The organism is Allobosea sp. BH3, assembly GCF_025499465.1.
In the GTDB taxonomy this organism is placed as follows: domain Bacteria; phylum Pseudomonadota; class Alphaproteobacteria; order Rhizobiales; family Beijerinckiaceae; genus Allobosea.
This window is the reverse complement of sequence record NZ_JAIMCA010000004.1, coordinates 751194-769395: the sequence shown is the minus strand read 5'-3', so window position 1 is coordinate 769395 and position 18202 is coordinate 751194. Positions and strand designations below refer to the sequence as shown.

Genomic DNA, 18202 nt, shown 5'->3' with positions numbered 1-18202 from the left:
CAGGCCGGGCGGAAAGGAGCGCGATGCTGAATATCGAGGATAGCGGTCTTTCCGGCGTGAAGATCGTCACGCCGACGAAGCATGGCGACCATCGCGGCTTCTTTTCGGAGACCTGGAGCCGGGCGGGCTTCGCGAAGGCCGGCATCGATATCGACTTCGTCCAGGACAACCACTCGCTGTCGGCCCAGGTCGGGACGCTGCGAGGCCTGCATTTCCAGTCGCCGCCCTTCGCCCAGGACAAGCTGGTGCGGGTGACGCGCGGGCGCATCCTCGACGTCGCCGTCGACATCCGCGCCTCGTCGCCCAGCTTCGGCCAGCATGTCGCCATCGAGCTGTCGGCGGTGAACTGGAAACAGCTCTACATCCCTGCGGGTTTCGCGCATGGCTTCGTCACGCTCGAGCCCGATACCGAAGTGCAGTACAAGGTCAGCGCGCCCTATGCGCCGCAGAACGACCATGGCCTCGCCTTTGACGACCCGGCGCTCGGCATCGACTGGCGGTTGCCGGCCTCGGAGCTGACGCTCTCGGACAAGGACCGCAAGCATCCGCGGCTTTCCGAGATGCTGCGTTACTTCGACCGATGACACTGCGCATCGCCGTTACCGGTTGGACCGGCCAGGTCGTCCGCGCCATGCTGGAGCGTGTGCCGCTCGGTGTCGAGGTCATCGCGCTTCGTCGCCCGGGCCTTGACCTGGCTGTTCCGAAGACGATTTCGCCGGCCTTGCGCGCAGCCAGGCCCGACGTCATCGTGAACGCGGCCGCCTATACCGCTGTGGACCAGGCCGAGACAGAGCCCGACCTCGCCATGCGCGTCAACGGCGAGGCTGCTGGCGAGGCGGCGCGGGCGGCGGCGGCGCTCGGCATTCCGATCATCCAGCTCTCGACCGACTACGTGTTCGACGGCGCCCTCGAACGTCCCTATCGCGAGGACGACGCCACCGGCCCTGTCTCGGCTTATGGCGCAAGCAAGCTTGCCGGAGAGAGCGCGGTCGCCGAGGCTGCGCCTGACCACGCGATCCTGCGCACCGCCTGGGTCTACAGTCCCTTCGGCAAGAACTTCCTGCGCACCATGCTGCAGCTCGGCGAGACGCGCGAGGAGCTGGGCGTGGTGGCCGATCAGATCGGCTGCCCGACCAGCGCGCTCGACATCGCCGACGCGATCTTCGCTGTGGCGCGCAACCTTCGGCAACGGCCGGGGGAGGCTGCGCTGCGCGGCGTCTTCCATATGGTCGGGCAGGGCGAGACGAGTTGGGCGGGCTTCGCCCAGGCGATCTTCGCGGAGGCCGAGCGGCACGGCCGCCGGCCTGTGCGTGTCCGCCCGATCGGCACTGTGGACTATCCGACGCCGGCGCGCCGGCCCGCCAATTCCCGGCTGGATTGCTCCAGGCTTGCCGCCGTCCATGGCGTCATCTTGCCGGAATGGCGGGAAGCGACCAGCCTGTGCGTCGGAAGGCTGTTGGCGGAAGAGGGGACGCAGACGCCATGAAGGGCATCATTCTCGCCGGCGGCTCCGGCACGCGGCTTCACCCGATGACGCGGGCGATCTCGAAGCAGCTTCTGCCGATCTACGACAAGCCGATGATCTACTACCCGCTGAACACGCTGATGCTGGCAGGCATCCGCGAGATCCTGCTGATCTCGACGCCGCACGACCTGCCGCATTTCCAGCGTCTGTTCGGAGACGGAGCGGAGTGGGGGCTGTCGCTCTCCTATGCCGAGCAGCCGCAGCCCGACGGGCTGGCGCAGGCCTATGTGATCGGCGCGGATTTCGTCGGCGGGGGGCCTTCGGCGCTGATCCTCGGCGACAACCTGTTCTACGGCCACAGCCTGACCGAGATGATGCAGGTCGCGGCCGGGCGCGAGCGGGGCGCCACGGTCTTCGCCTATCAGGTCCACGATGCGGAGCGCTACGGCGTGGTCTCCTTCGACGCGGCCGGCAAGGCGCTCTCGATCCAGGAGAAGCCGAGGGCGCCCAAATCAAACTGGGCGGTGACGGGTCTCTATTTCTATGACGCGCAGGTGGTCGAGATCGCGGCCGGCCTCAAGCCCTCGGCGCGCGGCGAGCTCGAAATCACCGATGTGAACCGGGCCTATCTCGAGCGTGGCGAGCTCTCGGTGGAGCGGATGGGGCGAGGCTTCGCCTGGCTCGATACCGGCACGCCGGAAAGTCTGCTGCAGGCCGGCGAGTTCGTGCGCACGCTGGAGGGGCGGCAGGATCTGCGCATTGCCTGCCCGGAGGAGACGGCCTGCCGGCAGGGCTGGATCAGCCCTGCCGATCTCGCGCGGCTTGGCGAGGAACTCGCGAAGAGTGACTATGGTCGCCATCTGCTGCGCGTTGCCGCCGAGCTGTCATCGGCAGGTTGAAAGGCAGAAGGCAAGAGTGAGTGTCCGGCCGACAGAGGCCGGTCACTCAGAATATCTGGAAGTTGCCGGAGTTGAGCGCCGGGTTTCCGTTCAAGGTCGCGATATGGATCATGTTCGATTGCGAGCCAGAACCATCCGCGTCAAAGAACAGCTCGCCCGTCGCGCCATTGTAGATGAGCTTCTGATCCGGTGTCGTGGCCGACGTGCCGTTGTGAAAGGCGTTCGCGCCAAGCGCTCCTGAAGACAAGCCGAGCAGCTTTCCGTCGATCGCCAGCGTATCATCCTGTGCCGAGAAATCGGTGATCGTGGCGAAGCCGGCTCCCTTGGCTGTGCTGTCGAAGACGAAGGTGTCCCGGCCGGCGCCTCCGGTCAGGATGTCATAGCCGCCACCGCCGGCCAGCGTGTCGTTGAAAGCGCTGCCGATGATCGTGTTGTTGTACTGCGAGCCAGTGGCTTTCAGGGCAGCCGAGGCGCCTGATGCGTCGACGTTCTCGAACCCAGTGACATAGGCGCCGCCGATGATCTGGCTCGTGCTGAAGCGGCCGAGATCGATGGTCGCTCCATCCTTGAATACGAGCGTGTCATTGCCGGCGCCACCATCGACGACATAATCGTTCCGGTCGTAGACGATGCGGTCATTGCCGTCGCCACCATAGAGATTGTCGCTGCCGGCACCGCCGTCGATGATGTCGTCACCAGCGCCGCCCTTGATCGTGTCGCAGCCTGCGCCGCCGGTCAGCCTGTCGGCGAAGGCGCTGCCGGTGATCGAATTGCCGAAGGGCGATGCCGTTACGGTCACGCCGCTGGAGGCGTCGGAGGCATCGACAGCCTCGAAGCCGGTGACATAGGCGCCGCCATCGACCTGGCTGCCGCCGAAGCGGCCGAGATCGACCACGGCGCCCTGCTTCAGCACGAGCGTGTCGCGCCCCGCGCCGCCGTCGATGATGTGATCGTTGCGATCGTAGACCATGCGGTCATCGCCATCACCGCCATAGAGGTGGTCGCGGCCGGCGCCACCGTCGATGAGGTCGCTGCCTGCCTTGCCGTTGATAAAGTCATCGCCGCTGCCGCCGAGCAAGGTATTTGCCGCCGCGGAGCCAAGAATGCTCACGGGGGCAGAGGCTTGGGACGCGTCGACATGCTCGAAATTGAGGACCTTTGTCGTGCCGGCGACCTGGCTCGTCGCGTTCGAAAGGTCGATGCTTCGTTCGTCGGTGATCAGCAGCGTATCGCTGCCGGCGCCGCCGTCCAGAAGCGCCTTGGACGGCTCGTAGAGGAAAACATCATTCCCATTGTTGCCGGGCACGAGCGTCTTGGTCGTGCCAGAGCCTTCGACCTGCCAGACGATCTTAGAGCCGTCATTGCCGCGTTCGACGACCGAAAAGTCGAGGTTGTTGATCTTGAGGGAACCGCCGCCCGAAACGACCTCGGAACCGAGTTCGATCGAGGCCAGATACTCGCTGGCCGACATCAGGCGCATGTCCTGCAATTTGCCGATCAGCTTCGTCAGGTCGATCTCGCCCTTGAGGCGATCATTGTCGAGGACGACGGCGATGTAATTGCCGGTCGAGTTTTGATTGAAGTAGATCTTCGCCGAAATATCGCCGTCGACATAGGTGCCGACGACCTGGCCGAAGGCGCTGAAGTCGCCTTTGTGGAGCCAGACCATCAGCTCGGTGGTGATGGTGGAAGCGTCGCCGTTCGGCTTGCTCGTGAACCAGATGTCATAGGCGACATTGAAACCGCCGGCATTGCCCTGGATGCTGACATCATAGGTCGCGACGAGTTTCTCGAGCGCATCGACCTGGATCGGGAACACGCCGCCAACGTCTGAGGCTTTCGCCCCGCCGCTATGAGGCGACGGTCCGAAGATCACGGAGGGGTAGGCGCGGATCGTCGGGAAGGCTTCCGTGACCAGCGGGAACGACCAGTTGAAGGTCGTGCCCTCGGTGAGGTCGGCCCGATGATATGACGAGTCGATCGTGAAGTCGGTGCCGCTTTTCAGGGAGCCCGGATTCCAGACGTTGTTGAGGACATACCAGCCATAGAGCGTGTTGCATGCCCCCGCGCCGACGAGCACCGTCGTCCCGGCTTCGGGCGCAACGTTCGGTTTCATGCCGAAATCATAGGCCGTGAGGCTCGAGAGCTGGACATCGCGGATCGCCAGCGTCTCGCCGTTGGCGAATTTGAGCACGACATCGGAGGAGACCTGCTGGGCGACCTTGAGCAACTGCTCATAGGTGCCGACGCCGTAGCCGGACAGGGCGATCGCGTCGCTGCCGGGCTTGAAGTTCAGGATCGCATCGGAGCCGTTTCCGGCCGAAATCTTGAAGACATCAGCTCCGGCGCCGCCGACGAGGACATCGTCGCCGGCCTTGCCATCGAGCGTGGCGCCGACGGAGCCCGCGATCAGGATGTTGTCGAGCGCGTTGCCGGTGCCGGAGGTGGCGCCCGGCGAGGACAGGATCAGGTTCTCGACGTTATCCGCGAGCGTCGCCGCGCCCCAGTATCGGACATCCATGGTGTCGATGCCTTCACCCGCGCGCTCGCGGATCGTCGACAGATTGTCCCACAGGAAATAGGTATCGTCCCCGCCCCCGCCGATCAGCAGGTCCCCGCCGGATCCGTTGAAGGCCTCATTTCTGGCTGATCCGGTCTGGGTTTCACCGGCGCCGGTATTGCTGATGTAAGCCGCAGGCGATTTCGACAGATAGAGTTCCCGGCCCTTGCCGTTGACGTAGCGCATAGTCATCTCCCGATCTGACGGAAGAAGAGCATGTGCGCTGCAACAACTCTTGAACTCGTTCGCTAAAATTGACTCTTAGATATCATTGTTCGCAGCGTCTTCGTTGAGGCACCGAGCGGCGAACACGTGTAACTCTAGGTTTCTTGGCGAGGTTAGTGGGCCTCAAGCGGGCTTTCCGCCCGCGGTCCTGCCCATCGTGCGTCGTGCGTCGAAGAAGTTCTTGAGTCGCCGGCGAATCGGTGCGTCGAACCATCGATCGATGATTAGACTGAGCACAAAGACCACAGCAACCAAAACGATGCCAAAATATGGCGCGAGTGCCACTTGATCGACTTTCAAGATCTGAAACGCATTCGCAGCCAGCGCGAAAATTGGCACGTGGATCGCGTAGATTGCATAGGATGACCGACCTAACGCAGCTGCAATGCCATGGAACCGGGCTCCAAGATCTATGGAGAACGACAATCTAATTACAATTGGATACACAATTAAAATAAATAGGAGATCCCAAATTTTAGATTCGATTTGGAATAACATCGGCCCGCAAAATGAGATTAACACAACGATCAAGATCATCGCGCATGACATATTTCCGGTTTTTATTTTTGATTTTCCGTACATTCTTGCGATGTAAACGCCAAGGAAAAATCCAAAAATGGCTCGCGGAAACCCTGGTAGTATGGTTTCCATCCGGTATCCGATGTCGATCGTGCCATGAATTATGGTTGCCGCCACCATGGCAGCTGCCGCTGACAGTATTGTTACTTTTAGAAAAAAATCAGTAATCCTTCTGAACAACAAGGCGTATATCGCATTGACAATAATTTCGTAGAAAAGCGAATAAGCTGGTTGGTTTAATGGAAACGCAACATCGTCGCTGCTGCGGGCTGCGAACGGTATAAATAGGGCAGCAGCGGCAATTCCAATCCCGAAATAGAAGCCAGTCCAATTCTTGGACATCCCTGTTGCGATTCCAATGAAGACAAGCCCAATGCCAATCGCGGTGCCCAGCGCATAGAGAGGGTATAGCCTGGTGAACCGTATGCGCATGAAATCGCCGAATGACATGCCGTTCTTAAGTCGCTCGGCATAGGCCAGCTCGATCACGCAGCCGCTCATTAGAAAAAACAGGTCTACGGCAAGATATCCGTGACTCATCCAGAACGGTTCTATAAATATATTCAAATGAAATGAAGCTACAGAAAGTGCTGCAACTCCTCTAAGTAAATCAAATATGTGAATAGTTTGTCTTGAATTCACATTAATTCTCCGGATGTCGGGCTTTCTCCGCCTTTTCGATGCACGCTGCCGCTCAGCTCGCGTGAGCAGGCAGTCAGGTACTCGTCGGATTGTAGAAGATGATGCGGCTGCCTAGCGGATCGAAGCGGAAGGTGACCCGCCGCAGATCGGACAGGGCCTGCTCGATCGCCAGGTGGCGTTCCTCGGGTGCATAGAACATCAGGAAACCGCCCGAGCCGGCGCCCAGGATCTTGCCGCCGAGCGCTCCGGCTGCGCGCCCTGCCTCATACCAGTCGTCGATCGCGCTCGTGCTGACGCCGGCCGTGAGAGTCCGCTTCAGGTTCCAGTTGTCGTGCAGGATGTCACCGAACGAGTCGAGGTGGCCGCGCTGCAATTCCTCGCGCATGATATAGGCGAGCTCGACCATCCTGATCAGCGCGCCACGCTTGGCGCTGTCGCTGACGACTTCTTCTGATTGCTGCTTGAGGATGCCCGACGCGCTGCGGGTCATGCCGGTATAGAAGACAATCGTTCGACGTTCGATCTCCTCGCGAGCACCTGCCGGCAGCACGACCGGAGACACGAGGACGCTGTCATCGGCCTTGAATTCGATCAGGTTGAATCCGCCGAACGCAGCAGCATACTGGTCCTGCTTGCCGATCGGCTCGCCGCAGCGGTCGATCTCGATCTCGCAGGAGAGCCGCCCGAGATCCTCGGCCGAGACGTGCCGGCCGAGATAGGCGTTGACCGCATTCAGCAGCCCGACCGTGAACGAACTCGACGACCCCAGCCCGGTGCCGCGCGAGGGGATGTCGGCGATGGTCGTGATCTCGACACCGCCGCCGACATTCAGCATCTCGAAACAGGCCTTGACCAGCTTGTGCTCGATCTCGCCGACGCTCTCTACCTCTTCCGTCTTGGAGTAGGCGAGCCGGATGCCGCCGTCGAACTTCTTGTTGATGTTGACGTAGATGTATTTGTCGATGGCGGTGCTGAGGACTGCGCCGCCATGCCTGCGATAGAAGCTGGGCAGATCGCTTCCCCCGCCGACGAAGCTCATTCTGAGGGGGGTACGGCTGATGATCATGACAGGCTAGGCCTTTCGGGATCGGAAAAACTCGCGTCGAGATCGAAGACGAAGGTCGCGCGCGGTGCTGCTTGCTGGACGAGCGCGGTCTCGTCCGCCGCCCTTGCCGCATAGGTCGTCTCGGCGTCGGCAGAGCTTGCCAGCCCACGCTGGACGAGATCTGCAATCACGCGCGCCTTGCGCCCTGCCTCGTCCGTCGCGACATGCGCCCGGTGGACGGGGCGCTTGGTGTCGAGCGAGAGCAGAAGCGCCGGGACGCCTTCTAGGATCAGCACCGTGTCGAGCGCGAGCGACAGATCGGCATCCGGCAACCGCCGGCGGCGGACGCGGTCGTAGAATGGCAGCGGGATCTTGCCGCCAGCGCCGTCGAGCCAGGGCCGCAAGCCCTGTTGCATGGCGTCCAGGTCGAAGCGCCCGAGAACGCCAGGCTTTCGATCGGGCTCGGGGTGGATCCAGCGATCCAGCGAGAGCACCTCGCAGGCAATGCCGCGGCTGCGCAATCCGTCCGCAAGGACCCGGGAGAGGGTCGATTTGCCCGCCCGCGCCGCGCCGCCGAGCAGGATCAGATCGCCCGCTGCGATGGTCGAGACGAGGTCCGAAACCTGCCGCGTCAGGCTGGGATAGACGTCCAGGATGAAGCTGGCCGCGGCGGCGATGTCGTCGACGACAAAGTCGGGCGCGACGGCATATTTCCCGTCCCGGCCGCCTTCACCCGTCCGCACCAGGATCGATCTCACGCCCGCGCGCTTGGCCGCCATGAGGTCGCTGGTGCTGTCGCCGACCATCCAGGAGCGGTCGAGATCGGCATTGAGATCGGCGGCAGCCTGCCGGATCATGCCCGGCTCGGGCTTGCGGCAGTCGCACCTGATCTTGAGGCTCGGCACCTCGCCGGGAAAGCCCGCATCGGGGTGATGCGGGCAGAAATAGAGCCGATCGGCAAAGCCACCGGCTTCCGAGAGCGCCATGTCGAGCTTGGCGTGGATGGTGCGCAGGCCCTCGAAGCTGCACTCGCCGCGCGCGATGACGGGCTGATTGGTCACAATGGCGATGCGGTGCTCGGCATCGTTGAAGCGCTTCACGGCTTCGGCGGCGCCGGGCAGCATGACGAGATCGTCGGCCTTGCGAACGTAATCGCGCAGAACGTTTAGCGTCCCGTCCCGGTCCAGGAAGACGCAGGTCTGCGGCTTGGCCAGCGTCGCACGCGCGACGACGCCGGTCCGCAGATGGCGGACCGCCTTGTCGAGCCGCGTCGGCGTGCCGAGGTCCTTGATGTATTCGAAGCTGTTGTAGCCCTTCAGCCGGGCGCCGGCCGAAAGCATCATCGGAAACAGGTCGGCGCCGAAATCGCAGGGTGTCTGGACCTCGCGCCAGGGCTCGAGCGCCGAGCGTTCCATCACGTAGAACGCGGCATTGACGAGGTTCGGCAGGTAGGTGCCGGGCGGGTGCGGCTTGGAATGAAAGGCGCTGACGAAGTCGCCGTCTCCGAGCGAGACCAGATCGGAATCGTGGGGGTGATCGTTCGGGTGCAGAAAAAGCGTGGCGTCGGCGCCGGAACGGGCATGCTCCTCGACGAAGCGGCCGATGTCGATGTTGAAGAGCGTGTCGCCGTAGACGATCAGGAAGCGGGGCGCGAGGACATCGAGGCAGGCCAGCACGGCGCCGGCCGTGCCGCGCGGGGCGCCATCATCGATGAGACGCAGCCGGGAGAGCCCGAAATTGGCTTGCTCGCGGCAATAGCGTTCAATCTGGTCGGCGGCATGATTGATGAGGACGATGATCTCGTCGACGCCGAACGTCTTCAACGTCCGGATTTGCCGCTCAAGAAGTGGTATGCCGTCGACGTCGACCAAAGGTTTGGGGCGACCCTGCAGGCGCTCGGCCAGTCGCGTTCCTTTGCCGCCAGCCAAGATGACCGCCTGCATCCAATCTTCCTTGCCGCTCGTTTTCAGTAATTTCTGACACGAATTTGCCCAGGGTCTTACATGGCTCGTGCGGAACTGACTAGGCCGTTAAGTCATTGGTGTGACGTCAAGATTAATGCGACGCCTCTATTGCAACAACATGATGACTCGGCTGTGCGAGCTCGGCGTCAAAGCATCCGGAAAGAGGGGCGATTTCGGCCACTGGCAGCATGCGCGTCGCCTGATTGCCGAACGGTATCGGCCGAATTGGCCAATCGAACCGTTCCGGCATTCAATTCGGCGACCAGCGGCCCGCAAGAACCGCTCCGGTCAACGCCCTTAGACAGGACTCGCCCGCTCGGTGCTCAGGGTATGGCCTTGCGCCTTGCTGTTCGCGCCTTGCTCGGAGCGATCCGCCGCCTTGAACTGCAGCCGGAAGCGATCCCGCGCTCCCGATGCCGCCACGACGAGAAGCGTCGCGACGAGAACGGGCCAGAGCAACAGGCCGGCTGCATCGCGCACGGTATGCTGCCATGACGAAGCTCTGGCTGCGCCCCGTTGCTCGTAAGAAAATATGGGTGACGCACAGGAAAACGCGATTAGACAGATCGCCCAACCCGCAATATACGTCAAAATTAGCCAGAGCATGCCGATGTCCCGGAAGCAGGTCATTAACCATACTAATAATGGTTCTTCCGATCAAGTCGGCATTATTTGCCGCCTGGGCTCGCCGGTCGTTTCGCGGAGCGGGACTCTGGGCGGTCTGGTGCCCGCCGGAGTCTGGAACAGGCTGAAGTGCTTTGACTGGGCAGAGACGGCGTGGAGAAATCCGGCCTCCGCGTCAAGAAGGGCCTGTCCGGGCCATGTTTTCGTTAGATCGGTGCGCGTCCTATTGGGCGCGAAGTGGGCGATCCCACTCTTTGTTCTAGCAACAATTCCATGCAAAAAGCGGATTCTCATTTCGGCCCGATGCTGAGGAGCAGGCGTCGGAAGATGCTGCCGAACGGCTGGTAACGGAGAGCATGGAACTGAAGTGAAGCTCCGATACCATATCAGATTTATTGCTGAGGCTCGCGCGCTGTGTAGTTGTATAATAGAGACAAAGTCAGAATAATAATCAGCTGAACAAAGCTATCTCTGTCCAATATGCTCGACTCGGTGAAGTTGTGGCCGACGCAAAACAGGAGGAGAGCCAACAGCAGGCTGCCCATTCCGCGTGGGAGGTTAGGCTGGCTGAATATTTTGGCGAGCGGATACAGGATCAGGCAAATAACCATCAGAGCGAGGCCAGGAACACCGATCTGGGCGGCCACATCGAGATAGCCATTATGAGCGGAAGCGATCTTCGTCACCCAGCTTTCCGCTTTCGCATAGAGCAGCACGGGGCTCTGGTCTCCGACATTCCAGAATGAACCGTAGCCCGCGCCCACCCACCAGTGATCGGCAACATAGGCGCCGATAACCGGCCAGATCTGGGCGCGGCCGGTCAGGGTGTCCTCCCTGCGGAGCGGGCTGAGCAAGTCATCCCAGTAATAGTCGATGAATGGCACGGCGAGGATGATCGCGACCAACAGGAGGGCAAGTGCGACCGGCCAGTAGCTCGGCCGGTAGAGGCGAAACAGCCAGCCGCTCGCCAAAGCGATCATCATGACGCCGAGCGACGTCTTCGAGCCGGTGCCCCAGAGAAAGACGAGTCCCGCCAGCGCAGCGCCGATCCGGAGCTTGCGCGACATCGGTTCCGGGCTGAGCACATAGAGGATGACGGTGATTGCGCATGCCGCGCCGGTCCCGTTCTTTTCGGGAAAGACGCCGCGCCAGCCGCCGGCCAGGCCGGGATCGACTACCGTGCCGGCCTGATGAATGCCTATGGCGGGAAAGAAGATGACCGCCACGAAATTTGCAGCGAGGACCAGCAGCAGTACGTAGCGGGCGACCAGCAAGGCGCGAAGAGAGCCGAGATGGCGCACTGCCAGACCGATGATCAGGATAACGAGCGTCGTCAGGGCAAGGCGCCTCACGGCGACGCCGGGCGCTATCGACCAGGCAAGGCTCAGCCAGCAGTAGAGCAGGACGATGCGCAGCTCAGGCGGGATATCGACCAGACGGCGCAACTGCTCATGGGCGCGAATGCCCCAGAGAATGGTTGCGAAAAGCGATACATAGATGATCTGGCGAAGCGCGTTTCCCTCGCCGCTGCCGGCCTGCATATTGTCGCCGGCTTCACCGCCTCCGGTGAAGAGTGGTGCCAGGACGCCGAACAGAAACGCAAGGAAGAAGGCGATCGAAACCAACCGGGTGTCCGACATCGTCCGAGCCAAGCCGGCTCCCTGGAATGACGACCCAGTCTGTTTCATGCCAAACCGTCCAAAGCAGCGCTGCCCCTCGGTGGCATTGCCCGGATGCCGTCGCGTTCTTCAGCCCTCTGAATGTGCTTACAGGGCACGGTTCGAATCCTAACGCCGCCGTGACGTTTCGCTTTGCGCCACGGATGCGCGAATCCGTTCCGCAGCGAGTTTTGCTCCTGCAGCGGTAAAGTGATTGCTGTCAAAGAAAATCGGCACGCCCGGGGCTGCGTATTCGAGGCAGCGTCGCCCCTCGCAGAGCAGCTTGACCATCGAGACATAGCGGATGCCATTCGCCTGTGCATAGCGCGACATCATGTCGTCGAGCTCGAAGACGGCCGGCAGCAGGGCTTTCTGAGCATGGTCGGGGTCGCCGCGCTCCAGCCCTTCCGCGAGAAGGCGTGGCAGGGCCGATCGGAACTCGTGACTCGGGCCGAGCACGACCGCCTTCACGCCGCGCGCCTCGAGCCGCTCGGCCACCTGCTTCATGCGCTGGAGCCAGTCCGACCAGCCCGCGATCGTATCCAGCCGGCTCGCGTTCCAGCGCGCCGTCAGCCAGACGGTGTCGATCGAACGGGTCTTCGGCAATTCCTCCGTGACGAGGTCCAGCAGTTCCGGACAGGAGCGGCCGATCGGAGGCTGTTGCGGCAGCAGGGGAGGGCAGGCCACGCCCGACACCTGAAGCAGATTGGCATCGGGCAGCGCCTCCCGCAGCCCGGATGCGAGAGCGGCGGCGTGGCTGTCGCCCATGATGACATGGTTTGGGCGTCCGGGTTCGTCGGGCAGGCAAGCGGCGCGGTCGAAGGCGGCGAAGGGCTGGTTCAGGGTCAGGAAGCAGCGTCCCTCCCTGAACTGCGCGGTCTGGTCATAGGAGAGGTATTGCGCGATTGCGGTCGCTTCCGGCTTGAAGCGCGATGGCAGGCCCCCTGTGAAGATGAGCACTGCGCTGGCCGCGGTAAGGCCGAGCGCGACGACGCCTGATCCCGCCAGGAGCATCGGCGTCGGGACCAGCTTCCGGTTTCGCGTCGGCCTCTCGATGAACCACCAGGATGCCGTCCCCAGGACGAATGACAGGACCAGTATCAGGCCTCGCTCGATCATCTTGGAGTCGGTTGGGAGAGGCAGCGTTCCGATGCGGTGCAGGGCCAGCACGGGCCAATGCCAGAGGTAGAGGGAATAGGAGATCAAGCCCACGAACACGAAAGGACGGGTCGACAACAGCCTCGCAACCCGGCTCGTGCCGGATTCGCCGGCATGGAGGATGAGCGCCGCGCCGAGGCAGGGCGGCACGGCTGCAAGGCCCGGGAACGGCGAATAGGCTGTCAGCAGGATCATCGGCGCCCCGAGCAGCACGAGGCCGGCGCCGGCCGCCAGATTCCGGCTTGCATCCGACCGCAGCGGCGGCACGAGGCGCATCGCCAGCAGCGTTCCCAACAGCAGCTCCCATGCGCGCGTCGGAAGCAGGTAGAATGTCGCCGTGGGGTAGGCGAAGGCGCCGTAAGCACTGGCTGCCAGCGAAATGGCGAAGACAGCCATGACGCCGGAACGAAACCAGCGTCGCCCGGCCCACCAGGCGAGGAGGGCCAGGGTCGGGAAGAGCAGGTAGAACTGCTCCTCGACCGAAAGCGACCAGGTATGCAGCAGCGGAAGCTCTTCCGACGGCTGGGCGAAATAATCCGTAGTGAACCAGAAATAGATGTTGGTGACGGACAGGATCGCGGCCATCAGCGCCTTGCCGAAGGCATGCGCGTCCGGCGGCAGATCATGGATCAGGACGAGGATCAGCACCGCGAGCAGGACTGCGGCGTAGGCAGGGAAAATGCGCCGGATCCGATGCTCGTAGAACGTCAACAGCTTGAAGGAGCCGTCCTCCAGCTTGCGAACGATATTGCGGCTGATCAGATAGCCCGAGATGACGAAGAAGATGTCGACGCCGACATAGCCGCCCGGCAGAAACGATTGGGCGACGTGGAAGACGACCACGGATACGACCGCGATCGCCCTCAGGCCGTCGATATCGGCGCGCCAGCGCTCCTGCACGTCATGCGCAGCTGCGGGGCCGCGTTCGGCGGCATTCCGCCCGGCCGGTTTGACCAGTTGATCCATCAGATGTCGAAGACCGTGCTCGCGCGAAACATCCCGGCTTGTCCTGCGCCTTCAATCCTCAATGGAGAGATCTTCGGTGTAGAGTTCCGGGGGCGGGGGGCCGAATGCCGCGTCGGGCTTGCGATCGGGCATGCGGCCGACGGCGAACAGCACGGGCGAATAGTTGCGGATGACCGGCGTCACCGCGATTGCGCGATAGGCCGGGCGAAGCCAGGTCAGATGCGATGTCGGGGACGGGAAATAGCCTGCCTTGACGAGGTCGAGGCCGATATAGCGGAAAAGCGCCTGAAGCTGCCGGCTGGTATACTCGTGCCTGTGGCGCCCCGAGGGATCGGACCTGTACTTATAGTAGATGTTGCGCTGCATCATCAGTTTCAGGATGTTCCCGATCGATGACACGTTCGGCACTGTGACGCAGAGAAGGCCGCCGGGCTTCAGCACCCGGCGAACCTCGCGCGCAAAGCGGGCCGGGAAATTCTCGAGATGCTCCAGCACCTCGCAGGCGGCAACGACGTCGAAGCTGTCGGCCTCGTAAGGCAGGTCTTCGGTTTCGATATTGGAGTGAACGAGATTGATCTTGCCGGAGCGCGAGTAGATCTGCGGGATCGAGCGCATGGGATGCGTATCGTTGGCGAAGTAGATCCCGTCGCAGCGCGTGGCGCCGGCCTGCAAGGCGCGGTCGAGCAGGTAGAAGGGGGAGGCGCCGATGTCGAGGACGGCACCGCCGGCCGCCTTGTCGCGGATCAGGGCAAAGGTCCGGTCCATGCGGTCCCGCGCCTTGATGAAATAGTCGTTGTCGCCGTGGTAAGGCGTCGGCCGGGTCAGGGTTTCGTCATAAAACAGTCGAAAATCTGTATTGTCCGCAAACTCAGGCGTCTGACGAGCCTGGGAAGACGAAGACTGCGCTGTCTCGACGGCCTGCATATCAGGAACCCCGTTGGCTGATGTATCAAATTGTTCCTAATGACCTAGAGATCGGAGCACAATTCGAGAATGCCATTATGTTTACCGCGCCTGGTCCCGCGGTGTGTAACATTCGGATTGCTGCGGAAATTTGTAAGGCGCGGCCGGACAGGGGGCGGGTTCTCCGTAGATGAAGGCGGAGCCCATGTAACCCAGATAGACACGGCCGAAGCGGTCGGGATCCGCGCCCATGACCTGGACGGTATCGAGCGACCCGATCGGAAATTCGGCGATCTGGAGCCAGGAGCGAGCCTCGTCCGTCGAGCGCCAGATCCCGTAACGGCCACTCACCCGGCCGGAGACGAACAGCGTCGGATAGGACGCGCCGGGCGCGGCCTTTCCGAAGGCGATGTCGTCGACCCTGTCCACCTCGGTGACCCGCGTCCATGTCGCCCCGCCGTCGATGCTTCGCCGCAGGCGCGCATCCGGGCCTCCCGCCAGTGCGGAGGTGAAGAATAGATGACCCTCCTGGCCTGGAACGGCCCGCAGCTTGGCGGCATGCTGGCTGAAGGGCATGATTTCGCCCTTGTGGGCATTCTGCCAGCTGGCCCCGCCGTCGCGGGTGCGCCAAAGGCCGGCAAGCTGCGCATTGCCCGGTCCGCCGCTATGGGCGAGGTAGAAGACGCCCGGCCGGACGCGGTCGGCAGCCAGCGTCTTGCGCGGCAGCCATTGCCCGGAATGGGAGCCCGTCGTCGGCAGCTTCTCGCCGGGCAGGACGACGCGTGACCAGCTTCGGCCTCTGTCCAGCGTGTAGAAGGGAGAGCGGTTGAAGGCAGGTTCCCAGACGATGTTGTCGGGATTACCGGCTGAGGCGGCGATCGACCCGAAGGACATGCGCCAGGGATCCTTCGGATCGGTTCCCGGCGGGGTCGGCAGGGAGCGGAACTTCAGCCAGTTCCTGCCGGCATCGTCACTGTAGCCGGCGAGCACTGAATCGCCGTCCTCCGAACAGCAGAACATGCGGGTGTCGGACGCATTGGTCGCGACGAAATCAGGCTTCCCGTCGCTGAGCGCCAATTGCTGGGCGGCGATGAAGCGCGGCTTCGGCCCATAGGCGGTGGAGAAGACGTCCAGATCCTCCTTGCGATGGATGCCAAAGTCGAGGAAAGCGAAGAGGGGGGCCCGGCCCGGCGCCTGCGCGATGTCGGTGGCGACGAGTTCCTCGATGCCGCGTGTCCGGCTCGTCCACTGGATCCGGGGCAGGAACGTGCTCGTATCCGCGTAGAAGACGCCCGCGCCCGCGCCGACCCAGAGACGGCTGGGGACGACGGGATCGAAACGCACCCTGCCCATCGCAAAATAGGAGGTGTTGCTGATCGCCTCCAGCCATGGCGGCTCGCCGTCTTCGAGGCGGGCCGAGCGGTACAGCCTGAGCCAGCTCTCGCCGCCGTTTCCGGATCGGTAGGTGCGCCCGCCCTGGTCGAAGATGAAGACCTGATCGGAAGCGGGGTCGACGGCTACGGCGGCGAAAGGCGTGGCAGGTAACCCGCCCTTTTCGGAGAGTTCCGTCCAGGCTCCGGTGCGGTAACGCCAAGCACGACGCGTTTCCCAATCGACGCCGAAGAAACTGCCGTCGCGGGCAAAATCGCCCTGGGTAAGGGTCAGCGGGCGCGGCTCGTCCTGTACCGGCAGCGGCGCGAAGCTTCGGCCGCCATCCGCCGACACGAAGAGACCATGGCCTGCTGACATCGCCCAGATGCGGCCGGTCGCGCGGCCGTCGCGGCGCTCGAACCACAGCACGATGCCGGGGCTCTGATGCCCCGGCTGATCTGGGCGCAGATCCTGCGCGGCCGGAACGGTCTGGACCGGCTCCCACTGCCCTCCGCCATCGCCCGAACGCCAGAGTCCGTCTCGCGGGCTGCCGAACAGAACCAGATCCGGGTCGTCGGGCGAGATTGCCATGAACGGGCCGTAGTTGCGGAACTCGCTGTTGGCGTCGAATGCGAGGGGGAAGGGCGGCTTGGCGGTCGTGTTGACGAAGCTCTGGCCGCGATCATCGGAGCGAAGGACATGGCCCTTGATCGCGAGATAGATGCGCTCGGGCCTCGATGGGGCGACGACGACCTCGTACGCCCCGGCGTCCATACCGCGCTGAATCCGGAATTCGGCGGGCATGTTCGCCGCCGTCACCAACTGCACCCAGCGGTTCTGTGCCTCATCCCAGAGATAGGCGCCGTGGACATCGGCCCGCACGACCCGCGTAAGCCCTCGGGCATCGCTGTCATAGCCGGTGATGAAGCCTCCGCCGCCGACCGCGACCCGTTTCCAGAGGTAGGTCGAGGCGGGCGCAGGATTCCTCGTTTCCGCCGAGGCATGCATCGTCGTGGCGGCGAGAACGAATAACAAAAGGCAAAGCTTTAGCCTGGCGAAGCCGCGGACAAGACGGCAAGGCCAGCTTGTGTCGGCACCGATTTGCATTGCAGAAATCAGACACGCAGGCAGGGCTAGATCCTCACCGGCCTCATCGGGACGCTTCATTTTCTAGGCTGAGCCGAGCCTAAGGGCATTCCGTATCCGGAGCCGGATCGGTGTCGGAAAGAGCCATATCAGCCCGAACGCAAAAAGCTGTTTGAACGTTGGCTTGCCGCGCTTTCTCGCCGCAGACAGTAGTTTTCCGATTGCTGAGAAGTCACGCGCATCTGCAGCCATACGGGCGGCGGTGACAAGGCAGAAGCCGGCATAGGCGCGGGGGGTCATCAGATTGCCGAGTTCATCCGCCCATGCGACGGAGCTGGGCCATGTGTAACTTTTGCTGAGCGATCCGAATGTGCTACCAGCGTAATATATAACATCTACCCCTGATGATATAGCCAATTTGTAATTATATTCTTTTGTTGCCCTGATTATAAGTTCCCATTCTTCGTGTTTTGCGGTTTTAAATTTGAGATCTACTATCAATTCGCGCGGGATTAGTAGCGAGGAAGTCTGCAAAAAGCCATCGTTTTCTTTGAACCATGTGTGGCGGTCGAACATCCATTCGTCGAATGGAATGCTCCCATCATAGGCGTTGTTCGGCCGAACGAAGTCTCCCTGAGGAGTCACCACGCGTGTCCGGCAGGCGATAATTGTGTCGGGCCGGGCTATAGCGAGTTGCCTCGCCAATTTTTCTGGCAACCATTCATCATCGTCGTCCAAAAAGGCCACCCATCTGCCTCGACTCGAATTCGCGCCGTCATCACGGCTTTTGCCGGCTCCCTGCTTGCTGTCATGCAATATCGTTCTGACGCGAGGATCTCCGAGCGCTTCGATGGCAGAAATCGTGGCGTCGTCGATGCCGTCGATCACGACGATGACCTCGATATCCTGTACCGTCTGGCGCAACACGCTCTCGATGGCGCGGGTCAACAGTTGCGGTCGTCCGAATGTGGGTATGACTACGCTTACGCTAGGTGCCATCGGTGGAATCCGGGGTTAAAAGAAGCGAGAAATTGCGATGGCTCGACGCAGGTCAACC

13 protein-coding genes are annotated in these 18202 nt (G+C 62.4%); 3 read left to right on the top strand and 10 right to left on the bottom strand.

Going from position 1 to position 18202, the window contains the following annotated elements; genetic code table 11:
* Positions 1-23 precede the first annotated feature (23 nt).
* From rfbC to rfbA, 3 genes are read left to right on the top strand one after another with little or no spacing between them, the layout of a single operon-like run.
* A complete protein-coding gene (gene rfbC, locus BoBH3_RS16480) occupies positions 24-584 on the top strand; it encodes a dTDP-4-dehydrorhamnose 3,5-epimerase (protein WP_262331895.1) in 561 nt (186 codons plus the stop codon).
* The gene (rfbD, locus tag BoBH3_RS16475) at positions 581-1486 is read left to right on the top strand and encodes a dTDP-4-dehydrorhamnose reductase (RefSeq protein ID WP_262331894.1); all 906 of its coding nucleotides are present in this window, start codon (positions 581-583) and stop codon (positions 1484-1486) included. The genes rfbC and rfbD overlap by 4 nt, the downstream gene beginning before the upstream one ends.
* Positions 1483-2364, top strand: coding sequence for a glucose-1-phosphate thymidylyltransferase RfbA (gene rfbA / locus BoBH3_RS16470; protein ID WP_262331893.1), 882 nt, complete (start codon positions 1483-1485; stop codon positions 2362-2364). Before rfbD ends, rfbA begins: the two co-directional genes overlap by 4 nt.
* 46 nt (positions 2365-2410) lie before the next feature.
* Here the strand turns inward: rfbA and BoBH3_RS16465 are convergent, their stop codons facing one another.
* The 10 genes from BoBH3_RS16465 to BoBH3_RS16420 form a co-directional block, all read right to left on the bottom strand.
* Positions 2411-5116 carry a GH12 family glycosyl hydrolase domain-containing protein gene (locus BoBH3_RS16465; protein ID WP_262331892.1) on the bottom strand — a complete coding sequence of 902 codons (2706 nt, stop codon included), beginning with the start codon at positions 5114-5116 and terminating at the stop codon, positions 2411-2413.
* 156 nt (positions 5117-5272) lie between these two features.
* A complete protein-coding gene (locus BoBH3_RS16460; protein ID WP_262331891.1) occupies positions 5273-6370 on the bottom strand; it encodes an acyltransferase family protein in 1098 nt (365 codons plus the stop codon).
* A 73-nt stretch (positions 6371-6443) separates the two neighbouring features.
* Complete coding sequence (locus BoBH3_RS16455; RefSeq protein ID WP_262331890.1) at positions 6444-7436, bottom strand: GHMP family kinase ATP-binding protein; 993 nt, start codon at positions 7434-7436, stop codon at positions 6444-6446.
* The gene (locus BoBH3_RS16450; protein WP_262331889.1) at positions 7433-9358 is read right to left on the bottom strand and encodes an HAD-IIIA family hydrolase; all 1926 of its coding nucleotides are present in this window, start codon (positions 9356-9358) and stop codon (positions 7433-7435) included. The genes BoBH3_RS16455 and BoBH3_RS16450 overlap by 4 nt, the downstream gene beginning before the upstream one ends.
* Before the next feature lie 318 nt (positions 9359-9676).
* Positions 9677-9859: a hypothetical protein gene (locus BoBH3_RS16445; protein ID WP_262331888.1), complete on the bottom strand. Its 183-nt coding sequence runs from the start codon at positions 9857-9859 to the stop codon at positions 9677-9679.
* A 536-nt stretch (positions 9860-10395) separates the two neighbouring features.
* Positions 10396-11643, bottom strand: coding sequence for an O-antigen ligase family protein (locus tag BoBH3_RS16440; protein WP_262331887.1), 1248 nt, complete (start codon positions 11641-11643; stop codon positions 10396-10398).
* Between the two features lie 147 nt (positions 11644-11790).
* Positions 11791-13785, bottom strand: a complete 1995-nt coding sequence (locus BoBH3_RS16435; RefSeq protein WP_262331886.1) for an acyltransferase family protein — start codon at positions 13783-13785, stop codon at positions 11791-11793.
* A gap of 51 nt (positions 13786-13836) precedes the next feature.
* On the bottom strand, positions 13837-14550 hold the full coding sequence (locus BoBH3_RS16430; RefSeq protein ID WP_262331885.1) for a class I SAM-dependent methyltransferase: 714 nt from the start codon (positions 14548-14550) through the stop codon (positions 13837-13839).
* A gap of 240 nt (positions 14551-14790) precedes the next feature.
* Entirely contained in the window at positions 14791-17094 is a 2304-nt protein-coding gene (locus BoBH3_RS16425; protein ID WP_262331884.1) for a WD40/YVTN/BNR-like repeat-containing protein, read from the bottom strand.
* 135 nt (positions 17095-17229) lie between these two features.
* Complete coding sequence (locus BoBH3_RS16420; RefSeq protein WP_262331883.1) at positions 17230-18144, bottom strand: glycosyltransferase family 2 protein; 915 nt, start codon at positions 18142-18144, stop codon at positions 17230-17232.
* Between the last annotated feature and the right edge of the window lie 58 nt (positions 18145-18202).